The 17675-nt window shown below is 60.0% G+C and carries 12 protein-coding genes; 11 read left to right on the top strand and 1 reads right to left on the bottom strand.

All coding sequences use genetic code 11. The annotated features are described in order from the left end of the window. From E1573_RS26445 to proC, 5 genes are all read left to right on the top strand, one after another. Entirely contained in the window at nucleotides 1–1644 is a 1644-nt protein-coding gene (locus E1573_RS26445) for an ABC transporter ATP-binding protein (RefSeq protein WP_133217481.1), read from the top strand. Between the two features lie 111 nt (nucleotides 1645–1755). Further along, the gene (locus E1573_RS26440) at nucleotides 1756–3009 is read left to right on the top strand and encodes an OprD family porin (RefSeq protein WP_133217480.1); all 1254 of its coding nucleotides are present in this window, start codon (nucleotides 1756–1758) and stop codon (nucleotides 3007–3009) included. A gap of 194 nt (nucleotides 3010–3203) precedes the next feature. After that, the gene (locus E1573_RS26435; RefSeq protein ID WP_133217479.1) at nucleotides 3204–4322 is read left to right on the top strand and encodes a succinylglutamate desuccinylase/aspartoacylase family protein; all 1119 of its coding nucleotides are present in this window, start codon (nucleotides 3204–3206) and stop codon (nucleotides 4320–4322) included. 39 nt (nucleotides 4323–4361) lie between these two features. Next, the gene (rocD, locus tag E1573_RS26430; RefSeq protein ID WP_133217478.1) at nucleotides 4362–5558 is read left to right on the top strand and encodes an ornithine--oxo-acid transaminase; all 1197 of its coding nucleotides are present in this window, start codon (nucleotides 4362–4364) and stop codon (nucleotides 5556–5558) included. An 11-nt stretch (nucleotides 5559–5569) separates the two neighbouring features. Further along, nucleotides 5570–6388 carry a pyrroline-5-carboxylate reductase gene (proC, locus tag E1573_RS26425; RefSeq protein ID WP_133217477.1) on the top strand — a complete coding sequence of 273 codons (819 nt, stop codon included), beginning with the start codon at nucleotides 5570–5572 and terminating at the stop codon, nucleotides 6386–6388. Between the two features lie 16 nt (nucleotides 6389–6404). Here the strand turns inward: proC and E1573_RS26420 are convergent, their stop codons facing one another. Further along, nucleotides 6405–7430: an AraC family transcriptional regulator gene (locus E1573_RS26420; protein ID WP_133217476.1), complete on the bottom strand. Its 1026-nt coding sequence runs from the start codon at nucleotides 7428–7430 to the stop codon at nucleotides 6405–6407. Between the two features lie 211 nt (nucleotides 7431–7641). Between E1573_RS26420 and E1573_RS26415 the strand changes: the two genes are divergently transcribed. The 6 genes from E1573_RS26415 to E1573_RS26390 all read left to right on the top strand — a co-directional run bounded on the left by E1573_RS26415 (nucleotide 7642) and on the right by E1573_RS26390 (nucleotide 17350). Continuing rightward, a complete protein-coding gene (locus E1573_RS26415) occupies nucleotides 7642–9237 on the top strand; it encodes an FAD-binding oxidoreductase (protein WP_133217475.1) in 1596 nt (531 codons plus the stop codon). A 4-nt stretch (nucleotides 9238–9241) separates the two neighbouring features. Beyond that, a complete protein-coding gene (locus tag E1573_RS26410; RefSeq protein ID WP_133217474.1) occupies nucleotides 9242–10837 on the top strand; it encodes a glycerol-3-phosphate dehydrogenase/oxidase in 1596 nt (531 codons plus the stop codon). A gap of 20 nt (nucleotides 10838–10857) precedes the next feature. Further along, complete coding sequence (locus E1573_RS26405; RefSeq protein ID WP_133217473.1) at nucleotides 10858–12426, top strand: FGGY-family carbohydrate kinase; 1569 nt, start codon at nucleotides 10858–10860, stop codon at nucleotides 12424–12426. 180 nt (nucleotides 12427–12606) lie between these two features. Continuing rightward, on the top strand, nucleotides 12607–13923 hold the full coding sequence (locus tag E1573_RS26400; protein ID WP_133217472.1) for a phospholipase: 1317 nt from the start codon (nucleotides 12607–12609) through the stop codon (nucleotides 13921–13923). 50 nt (nucleotides 13924–13973) lie between these two features. Next, complete coding sequence (locus E1573_RS26395; protein WP_133217471.1) at nucleotides 13974–15929, top strand: DUF1302 domain-containing protein; 1956 nt, start codon at nucleotides 13974–13976, stop codon at nucleotides 15927–15929. 47 nt (nucleotides 15930–15976) lie between these two features. Beyond that, nucleotides 15977–17350 (top strand): DUF1329 domain-containing protein, encoded by a 1374-nt coding sequence (locus E1573_RS26390; protein ID WP_133217470.1) that lies wholly within the window; start codon nucleotides 15977–15979, stop codon nucleotides 17348–17350. Nucleotides 17351–17675 lie beyond the last annotated feature (325 nt).

Genomic DNA, 17675 nt, shown 5'->3' with positions numbered 1-17675 from the left:
ATGGCAGCATCGGATAGTTTGTTGGCCGTGGAAAACCTGAAGATTCGGGTCGGTCAGGACGGCGCGTTGGCGGTGAACGATCTGAGTTTCACCATCGCGCCTGGTGAAATCGTCGCGCTGGTGGGGGAGTCAGGTAGCGGCAAAACCATGGCGGCGCGTGCTGCCATCGGGTTGCTGCCGCCTCCGTTGGAGCAGTGTGGTGGCGCGGTGCGTTTTCAGGGGCAAGACCTCGATGCCTTGACGCCCGAAGCGATGCGCAAGATCCGTGGCGCAAAGATCGGCATGGTGTTCCAGGAACCGATGGTGTCGCTGAACCCGTCGCTGACCATCGGCCAGCAGATGGCTGAAGGTCTGCGCTTGCACACCGACTTGAGCGAGGAAGAGATTCGCCAGCGTTCGCTGAAAATGCTTGGCCACATCGGCATCGCCGACGCCGAGCGTTGCCTGGCGGCTTACCCTCATGAGTTCTCCGGGGGCATGCGCCAGCGCATCATGTTGGCCTCGGTGATGTTGCTGCGCCCGGCGCTGTTGATTGCCGATGAGCCGACCACGGCACTGGATTGTCTGGCGCAGCTGGATGTACTCAAGTTGATGCTGGAACTGACCCGTGAGGAAAACACGGCCATCCTGTTCATCAGTCACGATCTGTCGCTGGTAGCGCGCTATGCCCATAAGGTAGTAGTGATGCGTGATGGCCGGGCAGTGGAGCAAGGCAGCATCGAACGCATTCTGCTGGCCCCGCAGGCTGAGTACACCCGGCAGTTGCTGGAGGCTTTGCCTCGACGTGGCGACCTGGTGCCGTTGCCAGCGAGCGAGCGCCCGCTGCTGGAGGTGGAAGGGGTGTGCATCGAACATCCCGGCCCGCGCAATTTCTGGGGCCGTAGCCAGTACAAACGGGTCGTGCATTCGGCCAGCCTGACCATCGCACCGGGTGAAACCCTGGCCTTGGTGGGCGGCAGCGGTTCGGGTAAAACCACGCTCGGGCGCGCGGTGGTCGGCCTGGTGAAGCCCTGCGAAGGAGCGATTCGCTTCGAAGGCGTCGACATCCTCAAGGCCGGTAATCGTGAGCATCGTCTGCACTGCCAGATGATTTTCCAGGACCCGTTTTCCTCCCTGGATCCGCGGATGAAAATCGGCGAAATCCTCGCTGAGCCGCTGCGTCATGAACACAGCCTCAATGCGCAGCAACGGCGCGAGCGTGTGCGCAAAACCTTGATCGATGTTGGTCTGGCCGAGCACTTCGTTGAACGCTTCCCACATCAACTTTCGGGCGGTCAACGCCAGCGTGTAGCGATCGGTCGCGCGTTAGTGCGTCACCCGCGACTGGTGATCGCTGACGAGCCGATCTCGGCGTTGGACATGACCATCCAGAAACAGATTCTGGAGTTGTTCGAGCGGCTGCAGGCGCAGTATGGCTTCGCCTGTCTGTTCATCTCCCACGATCTGGCGGCCGTCGAGCGGATTGCCCATCGGGTCGCGGTCATGAGCCAGGGCAAGGTGGTGGAGATCGGCGCGCGTGAAGACGTCTTCGATCGGCCGCAACACCCCTACACGCGAAAACTGCTGGCTGCTGCCAGCCCTCTGGAAAAACTTGAAGGCGGCGGCTATCGCATACGGCCCAACCCCATGCCCGCAGTGATGTAACCCGACAACCGCAACACCGACGCGCAAATCGATGATTTGCGCGAACGGCGAAGCCATGTCCAAAAAAAACAAAAACCACCCTTAACCATTGATCTGCCAGGAGCCAACAATATGAACAAATCCCTGACTCAATTAATGACCGGCCTGAGCGTTGTCGGTAGCGGCTGTCTGCCGGGTATGGCTCAGGCCGAATTCATCAAGGACAGCAGCGCATCACTGGACATGAAGAACTACTACTTCAACCGTGATTATCGCGAAGAGTCCACGCAGTCCAAGCGTGAGGAGTGGGCACAAGGTTTTATCCTCGACGTAAAGTCCGGGTATACCGAAGGTGTTGTCGGTTTCGGTGTGGACACCGTCGGCATGCTGGGGATAAAGCTCGATTCCAGTCCTGATCGCTCCGGTACCGGCTTGCTGAACCGCGGCAGCGACAAACGCGCATACGATGAGTATTCCAAGCTTGGTGTGACCGGCAAGGCACGCCTGGCCAAAAGTGAACTGCGTGTGGGGTATCTGGTGCCCAATCTGCCGACCCTGCAGCCCAACACCAGCCGACTGTTTCCGCAGTCGTTCAACGGTGCTCAACTCATTTCCAGTGACATCAAGGATCTGACGCTGAGCCTTGGTCAGCTCAATCAGGCCAAGGATCGGGACTCGACGGACTACGAAGACATGCGCCTGACAGCGCAGAACAAAGCCTACAAAAGTAGCGCGGCCAGTGATCGGTTTCGCTACGCCGGTGGCGACTACAAACTCACCCCCGACACCCTCGTGAGCTACCACTACGCTCAGCTGGAAGACATTTACGGCCAGCACTATGTCGGCCTGAAAAACAGCTTCGCTCTGGGTGTCGGTACGTTGAAGTCCGACGTGCGCTATTTCGATGCCGATAAAGACGGCGCCGGGTTGGCCGGTAAGGTCGATAACCGCGCCCTGACTACCCGGCTGAACTGGACCTGGAACGGCCATAGCATCGGCGGCGGCTATCAGAAGCAACTGGGCAGTACGCCGTTCACCTATATCGACGGCGCGGTTACCTACCTGTTTACCGAATACCAGTTAAGTAACTTTTCGCAAACCAGCGAGCGGGCCTGGCATGCACGTTATGACTACGACTTCGCCGCGCTGGGTGTACCGGGCTTGCTCTTCTCCACGCGTTACGCCAAAGGCGATCAGGCCGAAATCATCGGCTTCGATGGTGAGGGGCGAGAGTGGGAACGTGATCTGGATATCTCCTACCTGGTGCAGAGCGGACCTTTGAAGGGTGTTTCGGTGCGTTGGCGTAACGCGCAAAACAAAGGCAACTACTACAACGACACCAACGAAAACCGCTTCATCCTCGGTTACACCCTAGCCCTCTGGTAGTCGCTGTGGTGTGCACCGTCAGCCTGGTGTTCAAGCCTGGCTGACGGTGCTGACGGCCGGGGTGAAAAGGCCGTTTTTCTGGCCGATCGATTTGACCGATCAGGATAGCCGGGACTGCCCTTACGGCGATTTAGAGCCGCTCTTTATGATTGACCCAGTGGTTGTCCCACATCTGAATTTGAGAGTTTTACTTTATGGAACATCGCGAACACGTATTGCTTCAGGCGACTCATGGCAGCAATCGGCATATCGACAGCGAGCATTACGGCGCGATAGGGCAGGGCCGCAAGATTTATATCCAGGCTGCGCTGCACGCCGATGAGACGCCCGGCATGCTGGTGGCGACGCGCCTGCGCCAACACCTGGTCGCTATGGAAAAAGCGGGTCGGCTGAAGGCTGAAATCGTGCTGGTGGCCGTGGCCAATCCGGCAGGGCTGAGCCAGTACATCATGGGCGCGGCGAACGGACGTTTCGAGTTGGGCAGTGGCCGTAATTACAACCGCAATTTCCCGGTTCATCATCAACAGATTGCGCAGAAAGTCGAAGGTACGCTGGGGCAGGACATCAACCGCAATCGCGACGTCATTCGTGTCGCCTGGCATGAGTGCCTGCAGGCCTGGGAACCGGTGGATGAATACACCTCGTTGCAACGTACGCTGATGTTGCTGGCCCACGACGCGGAGGTAGTGCTTGATCTGCATTGCTCCCGTGAGGCTGCCATGCACCTGTACACCGGCGAAGAAGTCTGGAGTGAAGTGGAACCGCTGTCGCGTTACCTGGGGGCACAGGTATCACTGTTGGCCAACGACTCTCAGGCTTACTCTTTCGATGAAGCGTTGTGCTTGTTGTGGACCAACCTGCAAAAACGCTTCGCTGACCAGTTCCCGATTCCCAATGGCTCCGTCGCCGTGACCATCGAGCACCGCGGGCAACGGGATGTCTGCTTCGAGGTTGCCGAGCAGGATGCCGTTGCGATCATCGATTACCTGACCTATCGCGGTGCGATCGAGGGTTCGCCGTCACCCCTGCCACCCTTGCTTAATCCCGCTACGCCGCTGTCCGGTAGTGAGCAGTTCATTGCCCCTTCGGCCGGCATTCTGGTGCACCGGGTGCCCGTGGGTAGCCGGGTGCAGATTGGCCAGGCGCTGTTCGACATCGTCGACCCTTCGAGCGGCGAAACAACCACGCTCAGCAGCCACACCGCCGGTGTGCTGTATATGCGCCGCGAAATTCGCTACGTCAAACCAGGTGATCCCCTCGGACGGGTATCCGGCGTGGTGCCGATCCGTACCGGCAAGCTGTTGAGTGCCTGAAGGCACTGCATCCTCTTTTAATGTTTCAGGACGTCAACGATGAACTCTGTAGATACGATCGAGCTGGAAAACCGCTTCTGCGCCCATAACTACTCACCGCTGCCGGTGGTATTGGTTGAAGGGGAAGGGGTTTGGGCAACCGATGACAATGGCATGCGCTACCTGGACATGATGTCGGCGTACTCGGCGGTCAGCCATGGTCACGTTCATCCGCGTATCCGTCAGGCAGCCGTAGACCAGATCGACAAGATCAGCGTGGTTTCCCGGGCATTTTACAGCCAGCCATTGGGGGCTTTTCTGCAAGCACTGTCGCGGGTTACCGGGTTTGCCGGAGCATTGCCGATGAACAGTGGCGCAGAGGCCGTCGAGACGGCGATCAAAGCGGCGCGCCGCTGGGGTTACCGGGTTAAGGGTATCGATGCCAATCGCGCTGAAATCGTGGTGGCCGATAACAACTTTCATGGGCGTACCTCCACCATCGTCGGCTTCTCTTCCGAGGCGTCCTACAAGGCTGACTTCGGTCCGTTCTGTGAGGGATTCAAGCAGGCGAAGTTTGGCGATATCGCCAGTTTTCGCGATGCCATCAACGAACGCACCTGCGCAGTACTGATCGAACCCATCCAGGGCGAAGCGGGCATTCGTGTGCCGCCCGCAGGTTTTCTGCGTGAGTTGCGCAAGCTATGTGATGAAACCAATACCCTGCTGATCCTCGACGAGATTCAATCGGGCCTGGGTCGCACTGGAAAATGGTTCGCCTTCGAGCACGAAGAAATTCGCCCTGATGCTTTGATTCTTGGTAAGGCGCTGGGTGGAGGGATCATGCCGGTGTCGGCGTTTGTCGCCGGGCGAGAGATTCTCGATCAATTCGATCCCGGCAGCCATGGTTCGACCTTCGGCGGCAATCCACTGGCGGCGGCTATCGGACTTGAGGCGTTGAAGGTGTTGGACGAAGAGGGTCTGATTGAAAACAGCGCACGCCTGGGCGAGCACCTGAAAAACCGTCTGCAAGCCCTCAACACGCCAGTGATCCGAGAAGTGCGTGGCCGTGGTTTGTGGGTCGGCATCGAGTTGAATTGCCCGGCGAAACCTTACTGCGAGGCATTGTTGCGCGAGGGCGTGCTGACCCGTGAAACCCACGAGAACGTTTTGCGTGTCGCTCCCCCGCTTTGCATCACACTGGATGAACTGGAGTGGGGCCTGAGCCGTATCGAGCGTGTGTTCAATCAGCTGGGTTGACGGGGCGTAGCATGAGTAAACGTCAGATTGCCTTCATTGGTGCCGGAAATATGGCCTCCAGCCTGATTGCCGGCTTGCTCGCCCAGGGGATGGAAGCTTCCTTGATTCGGGCGAGTTGCCCACGATCAGAGCAGCGCGCGCGGATCCGTGCCGAACATGGCATCAAAACGTTTGCTGACAATGCCAGCGCCATCGAAGGTGCCGATGTGGTGGTGCTGGCGGTCAAGCCGCAAGTGATGAAGACCGTTTGCGATGCGTTGCGGCCGCACGTTTTGCCTCGGCAATTGGTGGTATCGGTCGCGGCTGGCATCACCTGTGCCAGCCTTGCCGGGTGGCTGGGTGACCAAGCCATTGTGCGCTGCATGCCGAACACGCCCGTGCTGTTGCGCCAGGGTGCCAGTGGGCTGTATGCCAATGCCCGGGTGACAGCCGGGCAACGTGCAGACGCTGAGCGATTGCTGTCGAGCGTCGGTATGACGGCATGGCTCGACCAGGAACATCAACTCGATGCTGTAACGGCCGTATCGGGGAGTGGCCCAGCCTACTTCTTCCTGCTGATCGAAGCCATGGCCCGTTCCGGAGAAAAGCTCGGACTACCTCGTCAGACAGCAATGCAACTGAGCCTGCAAACGGCGCTGGGAGCGGCTCACATGGCTATGCACAGCGATATTGAGGTTGCTGAGTTGCGCCGTCGGGTGACCTCGCCTGGCGGGACCACAGAGGCTGCTATCTCGTCATTTCAGGCGGGTGATTTTGCAACGTTAGTGGAGCGGGCACTGGTGGCGGCTGCGCAGCGCTCGGGCATACTCGCTGAGCAATCAGGTGCATGAATGAACACCGCACAGATTAGCCAGTCGGCTCCCGATACGTCTGTCGAAACTCTCCCGGCGGCATGCCACGCCAGCTTTTGAATGTTCGGTGAAACGAGCGCGGTTCGGTAAAGCCCAGGTACTGGGCGATGTCCTGGATCGGCAAGGTGCTGTGTAGCAAGTAGTGTTCGGCCAGTTCCTGGCGCAGGCCGTCGAGGATCTGCTGGTACGAGGTATTGGCCTGATGCAGTTGGCGTTGCAGGGTGCGTACCGATACGGCGAAATGCTCCGCCACTTGTTCTTTGCGCGGCAGGCCTTCTTTGAGCAGTTGGCGCAGGACGCTCTTCACGCGTTGTTCCAGCGACGCATCTTCAAGCGTGGCCATCAAGCTCAAGGCGTGTTCTTCCAAGGTGCGCAGCAAGTGCGCATCAGCCTGACGCAAGGGCAGTTGCAAATAAGGCACGGGCACAATGAGCGCCGAGTAGGGCTGCTCGAACAGCACTGGGCAATCGAAGAACTGCTCATAGTGAGCCCGTTCGGTGCCTGCCGGCTGCGCATGTTCGAGCCACACCGCTGCGGGAGACAGGTGGGTGTCGGCGATCCAGCGCGCATATTGCAGCCAGGAACCCAGCACGTTTTCCACCAGGTGGCGGCGGATGCGCGGGCGTTGGTGGCGGCAGGCCCAGATCAGGTGCACCTCTTCGCCTTGCAGTTCAGCGCGGCTGACACCCATATCGCCCACCAGTTTTTCGAATGGCATGATGCGATTCATTGCATCACCAAGCGTTGCGCAGTTCATGGTGATGTAGCCCAGCACGCTCCAGGAGTTGGGCAGCACGAAACGCGACGAGTTAAGGCCAAACAACGGGTCGCCGGAATGTTCGCAGAAGTAGTCGAGCAGGTGTTCATGGACTTCACTTGGCAGGCGCAGGCTGTTGTCGCTCAACTGTTGCGCCTGCAAGCCGGCCACCGCTAACGCCGGTTCAATGGCCAGGCCCAGTTGTTCTGCTTGGCGCACATACTTGAGCAGGGGCGGCACTGAGGTGTAGCCAAGGGATTGCATGATCGGGTTCCTTTGATCGAGGCAGGCTGGCGCAGGTGAAGGCCCTGAAAGGTAAGGTGAAACCACCCACAAAGTAAATGCCATGCAATCGCGTGCGGGTTGGCTCAATTGGCTACTTCGGCTGGCCGGATGCGACCGTGACAGCTCGAAGCAACTGGCTACTATAGGCGCCATAACTGTAACCAAATAAGAACCGTAAAAGGACACAGGCATGCGACGCTGGAACGGCTGGGGGGATGCAACTACGGTGGTCGAACTGCCGGCCCAGGGCGCGGGGTTTCTCGCCGCGCGGGTGGGGGCAGGTAGTGCGCTGCCCGATGCTTCGCTGGACGAGGCGCTAGCGCGGGTTCCGGCGTCGCGGCTGGCGCAGCACCCGCTGTACAGCGTGGATACCCATGACCGTTTGCTGCATGCGCGCGGGCAGAGTTTGCCTGACTGGCTCGCGCTGCGTGAAGGGCGGCTGGGGAATTACCCCGATGCGGTGGCGTTTCCGCAGACGGCCGAACAGATCCGTCAGTTGCTGGCGCTCGCCCACGACAATGACCTGTGCCTGATTCCTTACGGCGGTGGCACCTCGGTGGCCGGGCACATTAACCCGCCGACCTCTACGCGTCCGGTGGTTACCGTCTCCCTGGCCCATATGAACCGCTTGCTCGACCTCGACGAGCAGAGTTTGCTGGCCACCTTCGGCCCCGGCGCCACCGGTCCGCAAGTGGAAAGCCAGTTGCGGGCCCGAGGCTACACCCTTGGGCATTTCCCGCAGTCCTGGGAGCTGTCGACGCTGGGCGGTTGGGTAGCCAGCCGTTCCAGTGGGCAGCAGTCGTTGCGCTATGGGCGCATCGAGCAGTTGTTCGCCGGTGGCACCCTGGAGACATTCGCTGGCCCGCTGGAGATCGCTACCTTTCCGGCGTCGGCTGCCGGGCCGGACTTGCGCGAAGTGGTGTTGGGCAGTGAAGGGCGCTTCGGGATCATTTCCGAGGTCAAGGTCCGGGTCAGTGCACTGCCTGCAGATGAGCGTTTCTATGGGGTGTTCCTGCCTGACTGGAACCGTGCCCTGCAGGCCATCCGCCAGTTGGCCCAGGCCCGCGTACCGCTGTCGATGCTGCGCCTGTCGAACGCCGTGGAAACTGAAACGCAACTGGCCCTGGCCGGGCATCCACAGCAGATTGCCTGGCTGGAGAAATACCTGGCCCTGCGCGGTGCGGGCAGTGGCAAGTGCCTGCTGACCTTCGGTGTCACTGGCAACCGTCAACAGAACGCGCTGTCGCTGCGCCAGGCGCGCAAGCACCTGAAGGCCTTTGGCGGTGTGTTCACCGGCACCCTGTTGGGCAAGAAATGGGCACAGAACCGTTTTCGTTTTCCTTATCTGCGCGAAAATCTGTGGAATGCCGGTTATGTGGTCGACACACTGGAAACCGCCACCGACTGGAGCAATGTCGACAACCTGCTCAACCGCATCGAAAGCAGCCTGCGCGACGGCCTGGCAGCGGAAGGCGAGCAGGTGCATGTGTTCACCCACCTGTCTCACGTTTACGGTGAAGGGTCGAGCATCTACACCACCTACGTGTTCCGCCCGGCAGCCAGTTATGCCGCCACGCTGGCACGCTGGCAGGCACTCAAGCACGCGGCCAGCCAGGCCATCGTCGACAACCACGGCACTATCAGTCACCAGCATGGCGTGGGCAAAGACCACGCGCCGTATTTGCTGCGCGAGAAAGGCGCGTTGACGCTGCAAACCTTACAGGTGCTGAGCCAGCACTTCGACCCCGCCGGGCGCCTCAATCCCGGCACCCTGTTGCAGGAGTGACGGCATGGGCCAAGACTGGAATGCCGCATGGCGCCAGCAGGTACTGCTAACCTTGGCAGGCGAAACCTGGGACCTGATCGTCATCGGCGGCGGTATCAGTGGTGCCGGGATCCTGCGTGAAGCCGCCCGTCGTGGCTGGCGCTGCTTGTTGCTGGAGCAGCGCGATTTTGCCTGGGGTACCTCCAGCCGCTCGTCGAAGATGGTCCATGGTGGCTTGCGCTATATCGCCAAGGGGCAGTGGCGCCTGACCCGCGACTCGGTGCACGAACGCCAGCGCCTGCTCGATGAAGCGCCGGGGCTGGTGGAACCTGCGAGTTTCATGATGCCGCACTACCGTGGCGGTTTTCCCGGGCCCCGTGTCTTCGGTGGGCTGTTGACGCTGTACGACGCGCTTGCCGGGCGCCGCAACCACCGATTTCATAGTGCGCAACAGTTGGGTTTCATGGCGCCGGGGTTGAAGCAGGACAAGCTGCTGGGCGGTACCTGCTTTGTCGATGCTCTGACCGATGACGCGCGGCTGGTGATGCGCGTGTTGGCTGAGGCCCGCGCAGACGGCGCACTGGCGATCAATGGTGTGCGCGTTCAGCAGCTGTTGCGTGAGAGTGGTCGGGTCTGTGGCGTAACGATTGAAGACGTCGAGCGCGGCGAGTGCTTGCAACTGCAGTGTCGCACGCTGGCGGTAGCCACCGGCGCTTGGGCCGAACGCCTGCGCCCGAACGACGGGCACCATCAATTGCGGCCTTTGCGTGGTAGTCACCTATTGTTGCCGGGCTGGCGCTTACCGGTGGCACAGGCCTTCACCTTTTTGCATGCGCGCGATCGTCGACCGGTGTTCGTGTTTCCCTGGGAAGGCGCCACGGTGGTGGGCACCACGGACCTGGACCACACGGAAGATCTGGACCACAGCGCAAGTATCAGCAGCGAAGAGCTCGATTACCTGCTGGCCGCCTGCGCCCAACAGTTTCCTCAGGCCGAAGTAGTGGCCAGCGATGTGCTGTCGACCTGGTCGGGGGTTCGCCCGGTGGTGGGCAGTGCTGATGAGGCACGGCAGGGCACGCCGTCCAATGAAACCCGTGAGCATGTGCTGTGGATCGAGCCGGGTTGCGTGACGTTGGCCGGTGGCAAGCTCACCACCTTCCGGCCTCAGGCGTTGGAAGTCCTCAAGGCCTGTGCGCAGATGCTTGGCCGTGACGTCAGTGACGACGGTGCGCCGGTGTTTGCTGCCGCGCCGATGCTGCCGATTGCCGGGCTCAGCAGCAGTCAATGGCGCCGCCTTGCCGGGCGCCACGGTCGAGACTTGCCACGCCTGGCACAGTTGCTGGAGCAGTTGGGCTGCGCAACGGTTGGTGCCAGCGACGCTTTGTGGGCAGAGCTGGCGTTTGCCTGTGAAGCAGAACTGGTGCTGCATCTGGATGACTTGCTGTTGCGCCGCAGCCGTATCGGCCTGGTATTAGCCCGAGGGGCAGAAGACTACCTGCCAGCCATCCGTGAGCTGTGCCAGCCACGCCTTGGTTGGGACGACCTACGCTGGGAAACCGAAGAACAGCGCTATCGGGACTTGTGGCAACGCCACCACGGATTGCCGGACGCCACGCACTAATGCCCATTGAAGAGAGCTCCATGGATAACGACAAGAATAAGCGCTATGTGTTGGCAATCGACAATGGCACCCAAAGCGTGCGCGCCTTGCTGTTCGATTTGCAGGGCAACCTGTTGGGCAAGGGCAAAGTCGAGTTGCAGGCCTACACGTCGCCTCATCCCGGCTGGGCCGAGCAAGATCCGGACTATTACTGGGCCAAGCTGGGGGAAGCTTGCCAGCTGTTGTGGCAACAAACCGACATTGATCGTTCGCAGATCGTAGGCGTGTCACTGACCACCCAGCGCGGCACGGTGATCAACGTCGATGCCCAGGGCAAAGCACTGCGTCCAGCCATTCTTTGGCTCGATCAGCGTCAGGCCGAAGTTGAGGGTGGGATCAAAGGGCCATGGGGATGGTTGTTCAAACTGGTTGGTGCGCAGGGCACCGTGGATTACTTTCGCGCTCAGGCCGAAGCCAACTGGATCGCCCAACACCAGCCCGAAGTGTGGGCCGCGACCGACAAGTTTTTGCTGCTCTCGGGTTTTCTCACCCATCGCCTGTGCGGGCGTTTCGTTGATTCGGTGGGTTGTTGCGTGGGCTACCTGCCATTCGATTTCAAACGACTACGCTGGGCCGCACCTAAAGACTGGAAATGGCAAGCGCTGGCGGTGCGCCCGGAGCAATTGCCGACACTGCTCAAACCCGGCGAAACCCTGGGCCATATCAGCGCCGAAGCGAGCCGGGCTACTGGCATTCCCGAGGGGATTGCGCTGATCGCTGCAGGGGCCGACAAGGCGTGTGAGGTGCTGGGCGCAGGTGTGGTTGACCCGTCCACAGTGTGCCTGTCATACGGCACCACGGCGACGATTACCACGACACGTTCGCGTTACCTGGAAATCGTGCCGTTGATTCCTCCCTATCCAGCGTCGATACCGGACCAATACAACTGCGAAGTGATGATCTACCGCGGCTACTGGATGGTCAGTTGGTTCAAGCATGAGTTCGGCCTGCGGGAAATGCAGCAAGCCAAGGAGCAGGGGCTGGAACCGGAGCAATTGTTTGATGAGTTGGTCAATGCGGTGCCCCCAGGTTCCATGGGACTGATGCTGCAGCCGTACTGGTCACCGGGCATTCGTGAGCCGGGTGTGGAGGCCAAGGGGGCGATGATCGGCTTTGGTGACGTGCATACCCGAGCGCATATTTACCGGGCGATTCTCGAAGGGCTGGCCTACGCCTTGCGTCAGGGCAAGGAGAAGCTGGAGAAACGCTCGAAACAGTCGATTACGCGTTTACGTGTTGCAGGGGGTGGCTCACAGAGCGATGCGGCGATGCAACTGACGGCCGATATCTTCGGCCTGCCGGCAGAGCGCCCGCATGTGTATGAGGCCTCAGGCTTGGGCGCGGCGATTTGTTGCGCGGTGGGGCTTGGCCTGCATCCCGACTTTTCTACCGCGATTGCGGCGATGACACGGGTGGGGGCAGTGTTCAAGCCCCAGCCTGAGGCGCAGCAAGTGTATGAGCGGTTGTACAGCGAGGTGTACTTGCGCATGTACCGTCGGCTCAAGCCGCTGTACCAGAGCATTCGGCAAATCACCGGCTACCCAGCGTAGCAGCAGGCCCTGTAGGAGCGGGCTTGCCCCGTGATATGGCGGTTTGTCAGTTGCATCGTATTCCCCAAAAGAGCAGCGGCGTGGCGCTATTGGAGAGTTTTTTTGGCGACATTGGACAGTGTCAGGGGCAGGGCCGGTTGTTAGGCTCAGCCCTCAAGGACATCCAATAAGAACAAAAGCATGAAGCTGAAAACTCTCCTCCTGCTGCTCTGTAGCGTCGCACCTGCTGCCTGGGGTTGGTCGAACCATACGGTAGGCAGCTACCTCGCCTTGCAAAACCTGCCAGCCTTGCACGAAGCGGCGTTGGTTGAAGTCGAACCGCTGGAGCGTTTTCTTTCGCAGCAATACCCTGCCATCGTGCAATTACTGGACGAGCAGGAGCGCTTCGCCCGCCAGCACTTTGCCCAATACCCACCACGGCCCGACAACCTGAAACTGCCTGCCATGCCAGGTGACAATCCGCGCCAGGCTTTCCTCATGGCTTTGCGGGTCAATCCAGAGATCCATTTGGCGATGGCCATTCAGCCGCTGCCAGGGCAAGACCTGCCGCAACGCAAACACCTCAAGGCCGAACAGGTGATGGTCGAGCAGACCCTCTCGCCGTGGAATCGCCAGCGTTTTATTCAGTTGGCTGAGGGCGAGAAAGTCGCGCCGCTGGCGGTACTGGCCAGCGCCGCCGATGAACCGGATTACGGTCACGACATCAATTTGTTCAGTGACAACGCCGGTGAGGTGGCGGCGCTCTATGGCTTTGGCCCGCAGCCTTTTGGCGATGAGCGCTTTCAGTACAGCTCGCAGGCGCCGTTCCATATGGGCTTTTTTCATGAAAACCCGGTGGTCTATGCCGCCGCCGGTTTTCTCGAGCGCAGCTGGCCAGACTGGCGTGCCTACCAATACCTGGGCCTGGCACGGCTGGCGTTTGCCACCGGCCATTCCTACTGGGGCTACCGTTTTCTCGGCTGGGGCCTGCATCACGTTCAGGACCTGACCCAGCCGTATCACGCCAAGCCACTGCCAGGGGTGGGCCTGTTGAGTATGTTGCTGATGGAAGCCAAAGCCCTGGCCGGCTTTGCCAGCAGCAAGCACGAAGCCATTGAGCGGGTCGCCACGCGGCATATGGAAGTGGAGAAGTATCAGGCCGCCTGGCTCTATCGCCTGTTGCGCAGCGGGCAGCAGGTGCATCCGATGATCCAGGCCTACGCCGATACCGCGCAAGACGCCAGCTATCCACCGTATTCAGTGGACTACCTGCGCGAAGTGGTCAGCGCTCAGTCTGCCGACGCCGGTGCGGCGTTTGATGACGTCATCGGTCAGTGGTTGGCCAGCGCACCTGCCAGCAGCAGTTTCAGCGCGGGAAATCAGGTACAGCGCGAAGACTACGACCACCCACAACTCAACCAGCAGCTGTTCGAGTTGCTGGAGCATTTTGGTGCGCACAGCCGGATCTATGTCCGGGCAGGGCTGGCGCCATCCGCTGCAGGCAAGGCCGCACCCTAGCCGCTGACCAGACACAAAAAACAACAAGATCCGCAAAGGGAGGACACACCATGGGGATTCGAACACGCCAATCCGGCGCGATGATATCCGGGGTTGGGCTGGCTGGGGCGTTGCAGCTTTTCACACTAGAGGGGGCTCACGCCGTCGAGTTCAGTGTGCTCGACAATCAGGTCACCGGCTCATTCGACAGTACCTTGTCTTATGGCCGTTTGTGGCGGGTGCAGGGGCGGGACAAAAGCAACGATGACATCAACACCAACGATGGCAATCGTAACTTCGACACCGGGTTGGTTTCGGAGGTGTTCAAGATCACCTCGGAGCTGGAAGCCAACTACAAAAACTACGGTGTGTTCATGCGCGGCAGCGCGTTCTATGACACCCAGTTGATGGACAAGCGCAACGATTACTACAGCAACAACAACCCGTCGCAACCGAGCCAGAACTACCCCAAGGACGACCGTTTCACCGACGAAACCCGCGACATTGCCGGCAGCCGGATCGAGATGCTCGACGCCTATGTCTATGGCAGCTGGGACGTGGCGAAAATGCCGGTGACGGCACGCCTGGGGCGCCAGGTGTTCAACTGGGGTGAGGGTATGTTCTATCGCGGTGGTATCAACACCACCAACCCGGTGGACGCGGCCAGGTTCCGCTTGCCGGGCGCTGAGGTCAAGGAAGTGCTGCTGCCAGTGGAGGCGGTGAGCTTCAACATCGGCCTGACTGACAACCTGACGATGGAGAGTTTCTACCAGACCAACTGGAAGGAAACCCGTATCGACCCGGTCGGTACCTTCTACTCCCAAACCGACCTGTTCGCCGATGGCGGCAACACCGCCTACAACAACTTCAGTGGCACCGCCCTGGACACACCGGTGCCTGGTTTTGGCAACGTTATCGACCTGTATGGCGCGCTGGGTAACGATCCGTTCTTCCGGCAGGTGCTAGGCAGTACCGGCCTTTATGCCAACGGTGTGACACCAGCGTTCGGCACTACGCTGAAGGTGGCGACCATCGGCAAAGACATCAATGCCCGCAACGACGGGCAGTTCGGCTTCGCCTTCCGCTACATTGCCGAAGAACTCAACAGCACCGAGTTCGGCCTGTACATGGTCAACTACCACGCCAAGGAGCCGACCATCGCCGCTGACCTGGGCGGTTATCAGGGTATCGACATGAACGCGCTGGCCAACCTGCTGGCCGGTGTGGCCGGTAGCCAGGCCGGGGCGCTGGCGGGTGGTCTGGCGACCGCTGATGTGATGGGCAACATTCAGGCCCATCGCCGTTACGCTGAAGACATCCGCATGTACGGCTTCAGCTTCAACACCACGGTAGGGCAGGCGTCTGTGTTTGGTGAGCTGGCTTACCGGCCCAACTTGCCCATCGGAGTCGCCGCGACCAACGACCTGATCGGCGACCTAGCCAATGGCGCTGCCGCCGCCGCAGCCGGCCAGACCATCAACGTCGGTGGGCAGATGGTTCAGCTCGACAGCCAGATCAACAACGCTGAACGAGTGGAAGCCTTCAACGCCTCGTTGGGCAGCATCTACAACTTTGGCTCCGGCCTGTCGTTCGACTCGATCTTCGGCGTGTTCGAGGTAGCGTCCGAGCATTTGCGCGGCAGCAGCTTGCAATACACCGCCTATGACGGCAGCAACCGTTATTACGCCGGTAGCGGTAACTATTCCTATGTGTCTGGCGGTGAGCGTGGCGACCAGGTCAATCGCAACTCCTACAGCTATACGGCGATGTTCAACGGTACCTGGAACGACGTGTATGCCGGGGTCAACGTCTCGCCCTATGTTGTCTACAAGGAAGACTTTGAAGGTAACAGCTATCAGGCGGGCAACATCATTGAGGGGCGCAAGGCCTACACCCTGGGGGTCAAGGCCAACTACCAGAACAAGCTGGAGGCCGAGTTGCAGTACACCGAGTTCTTCGGTGGTGGCCAGAACAACACCATACGTGACCGTGACAACGTTGGCTTCAACCTCAAGTACTTCCTGTGAGCGCCGGCTTTAAGGCCTGCGGTCCGGTTTCAATTCGGAGAACGTTCATGCTTCACACACCACGACTGCTCAAGACCGGCCTGGCGCTGGTCCTGAGCCTGGCGGCTGGCGGGGCGCTGGCGGCGGTTTCGCCCCAGCAGGCCGAGCAACTGAAAACCACCCTGACGCCATTGGGCGCCGAGCGTGCGGGTAACGCTGCCGGTACCATCCCAGCCTGGGACGGCGGTATCACCCAGGCGCCGGCAGGTTATGTGCCGGGCAAACACCATATCGACCCCTTTGCCGCCGACAAGCCGTTGTTCACGATTACCAAGGCCAATCTGGAGCAGTACAAAGACCAGTTGAGTGCCGGGCAGATTGCGCTGTTCAACAGCTACCCCGACACCTTCCAGATGCCGGTATACCCTAGCCGCCGTTCCGGCTCGGCCCCGCAGTGGTTGTACGACAACACCTTCAAGAACGCCACGTCGGCCAAGCTGCTGGAGGGGGGTAACGGCTTCAGCGACGCTTATGGCGGCGTACCGTTCCCGATCCCTAAAGATGGCGTCGAAGCGTTGTGGAACCACATCACCCGTTATCGTGGCATCTATGTCGTGCGGCGAGCTTCCGAAGCGCCGGTGCAGCGCAACGGCAGTTTTGCGCTGGTGACCGCGCAACAGGAAGGGATGTTCAATTACTATCGCCCGGGTGGGCAGTACGCTGACCTGAAAAACATCCTGTTCTACTACCTGACCTTCGTGAAGAGCCCGGCGCGGCTGGCCGGAGGTGCAACGCTGGTGCATGAAACCCTGGACCAGATCGCCGAGCCACGTCAGGCCTGGATCTACGATGCCGGTCAGCGTCGTGTGCGACGCGCGCCGAACCTGGCGTACGACACGCCGATTGCCTCGTCAGACGGTTTGCGTACAGCAGACGATACTGACCTGTTCAACGGCTCACCGGACCGTTACGACTGGAAGCTGGTGGGTAAAAAAGAGATTTACATTCCGTACAACAACTACAAAGTTTCAAGCCCTGAGGTGAAGTACGCCGATCTGCTGATGCCGGGGCACCTCAATCCCAAGCACACCCGCTATGAGCTGCATCGGGTATGGGTAGTCGAAGGCACGCTGAAAGCCGGATCGCGGCACATCTATTCCAAGCGCGTGCTGTTTCTCGACGAAGACAGCTGGGGCGCAGCACTGGTAGACCAGTATGACGGTCGTGGGCAGTTGTGGCGGGTGTCGATGGGCTACCTGAAGAACTTCTACGACTTGCCGACTACCTGGAGTTCGCTGGACGTCTTCCATGATCTGCAGGCACGTCGTTACTACGTGCAGAACCTGGATAACGAAGAACAGCAGACGGTGGATTTCTCCCAGCCGATCCCTGAAGACGCCTACTTCATGCCTTCGGCGTTGCGCCAGCGTGGTACGCGGTAACACCGTCGAGTCAGGCATGTTTGCGATGGACTCTAGTGCTAGCGGGTGATGGAAAATCACCCTAAGCGTTTGGGTTCATCGCAAGTTCCTACGCAATGATCAGTTTAAGCTTACATACCCTGTGCCATTCCCCGGCCACTATCGCGTTGAGCCTGTGGGATTCTGCAACAAGCCCCGTCAGGAAGGTGGCGGCGAGTTCTGCTACTATGCCCACCTACAGCGTACGACCCATACATGCCCTTATGTGAGTTGGTCGTACAGCGCTTGGTAAAATCGACCTCATTCATCACCCAGCCGGTGGTGCCGTAATGCTTTGCTGAAACAG

The organism is Pseudomonas sp. H9 (assembly GCF_004353925.1).
GTDB lineage: Bacteria > Pseudomonadota > Gammaproteobacteria > Pseudomonadales > Pseudomonadaceae > Aquipseudomonas.
This window is presented reverse-complemented; position numbering and strand designations above follow the sequence as displayed.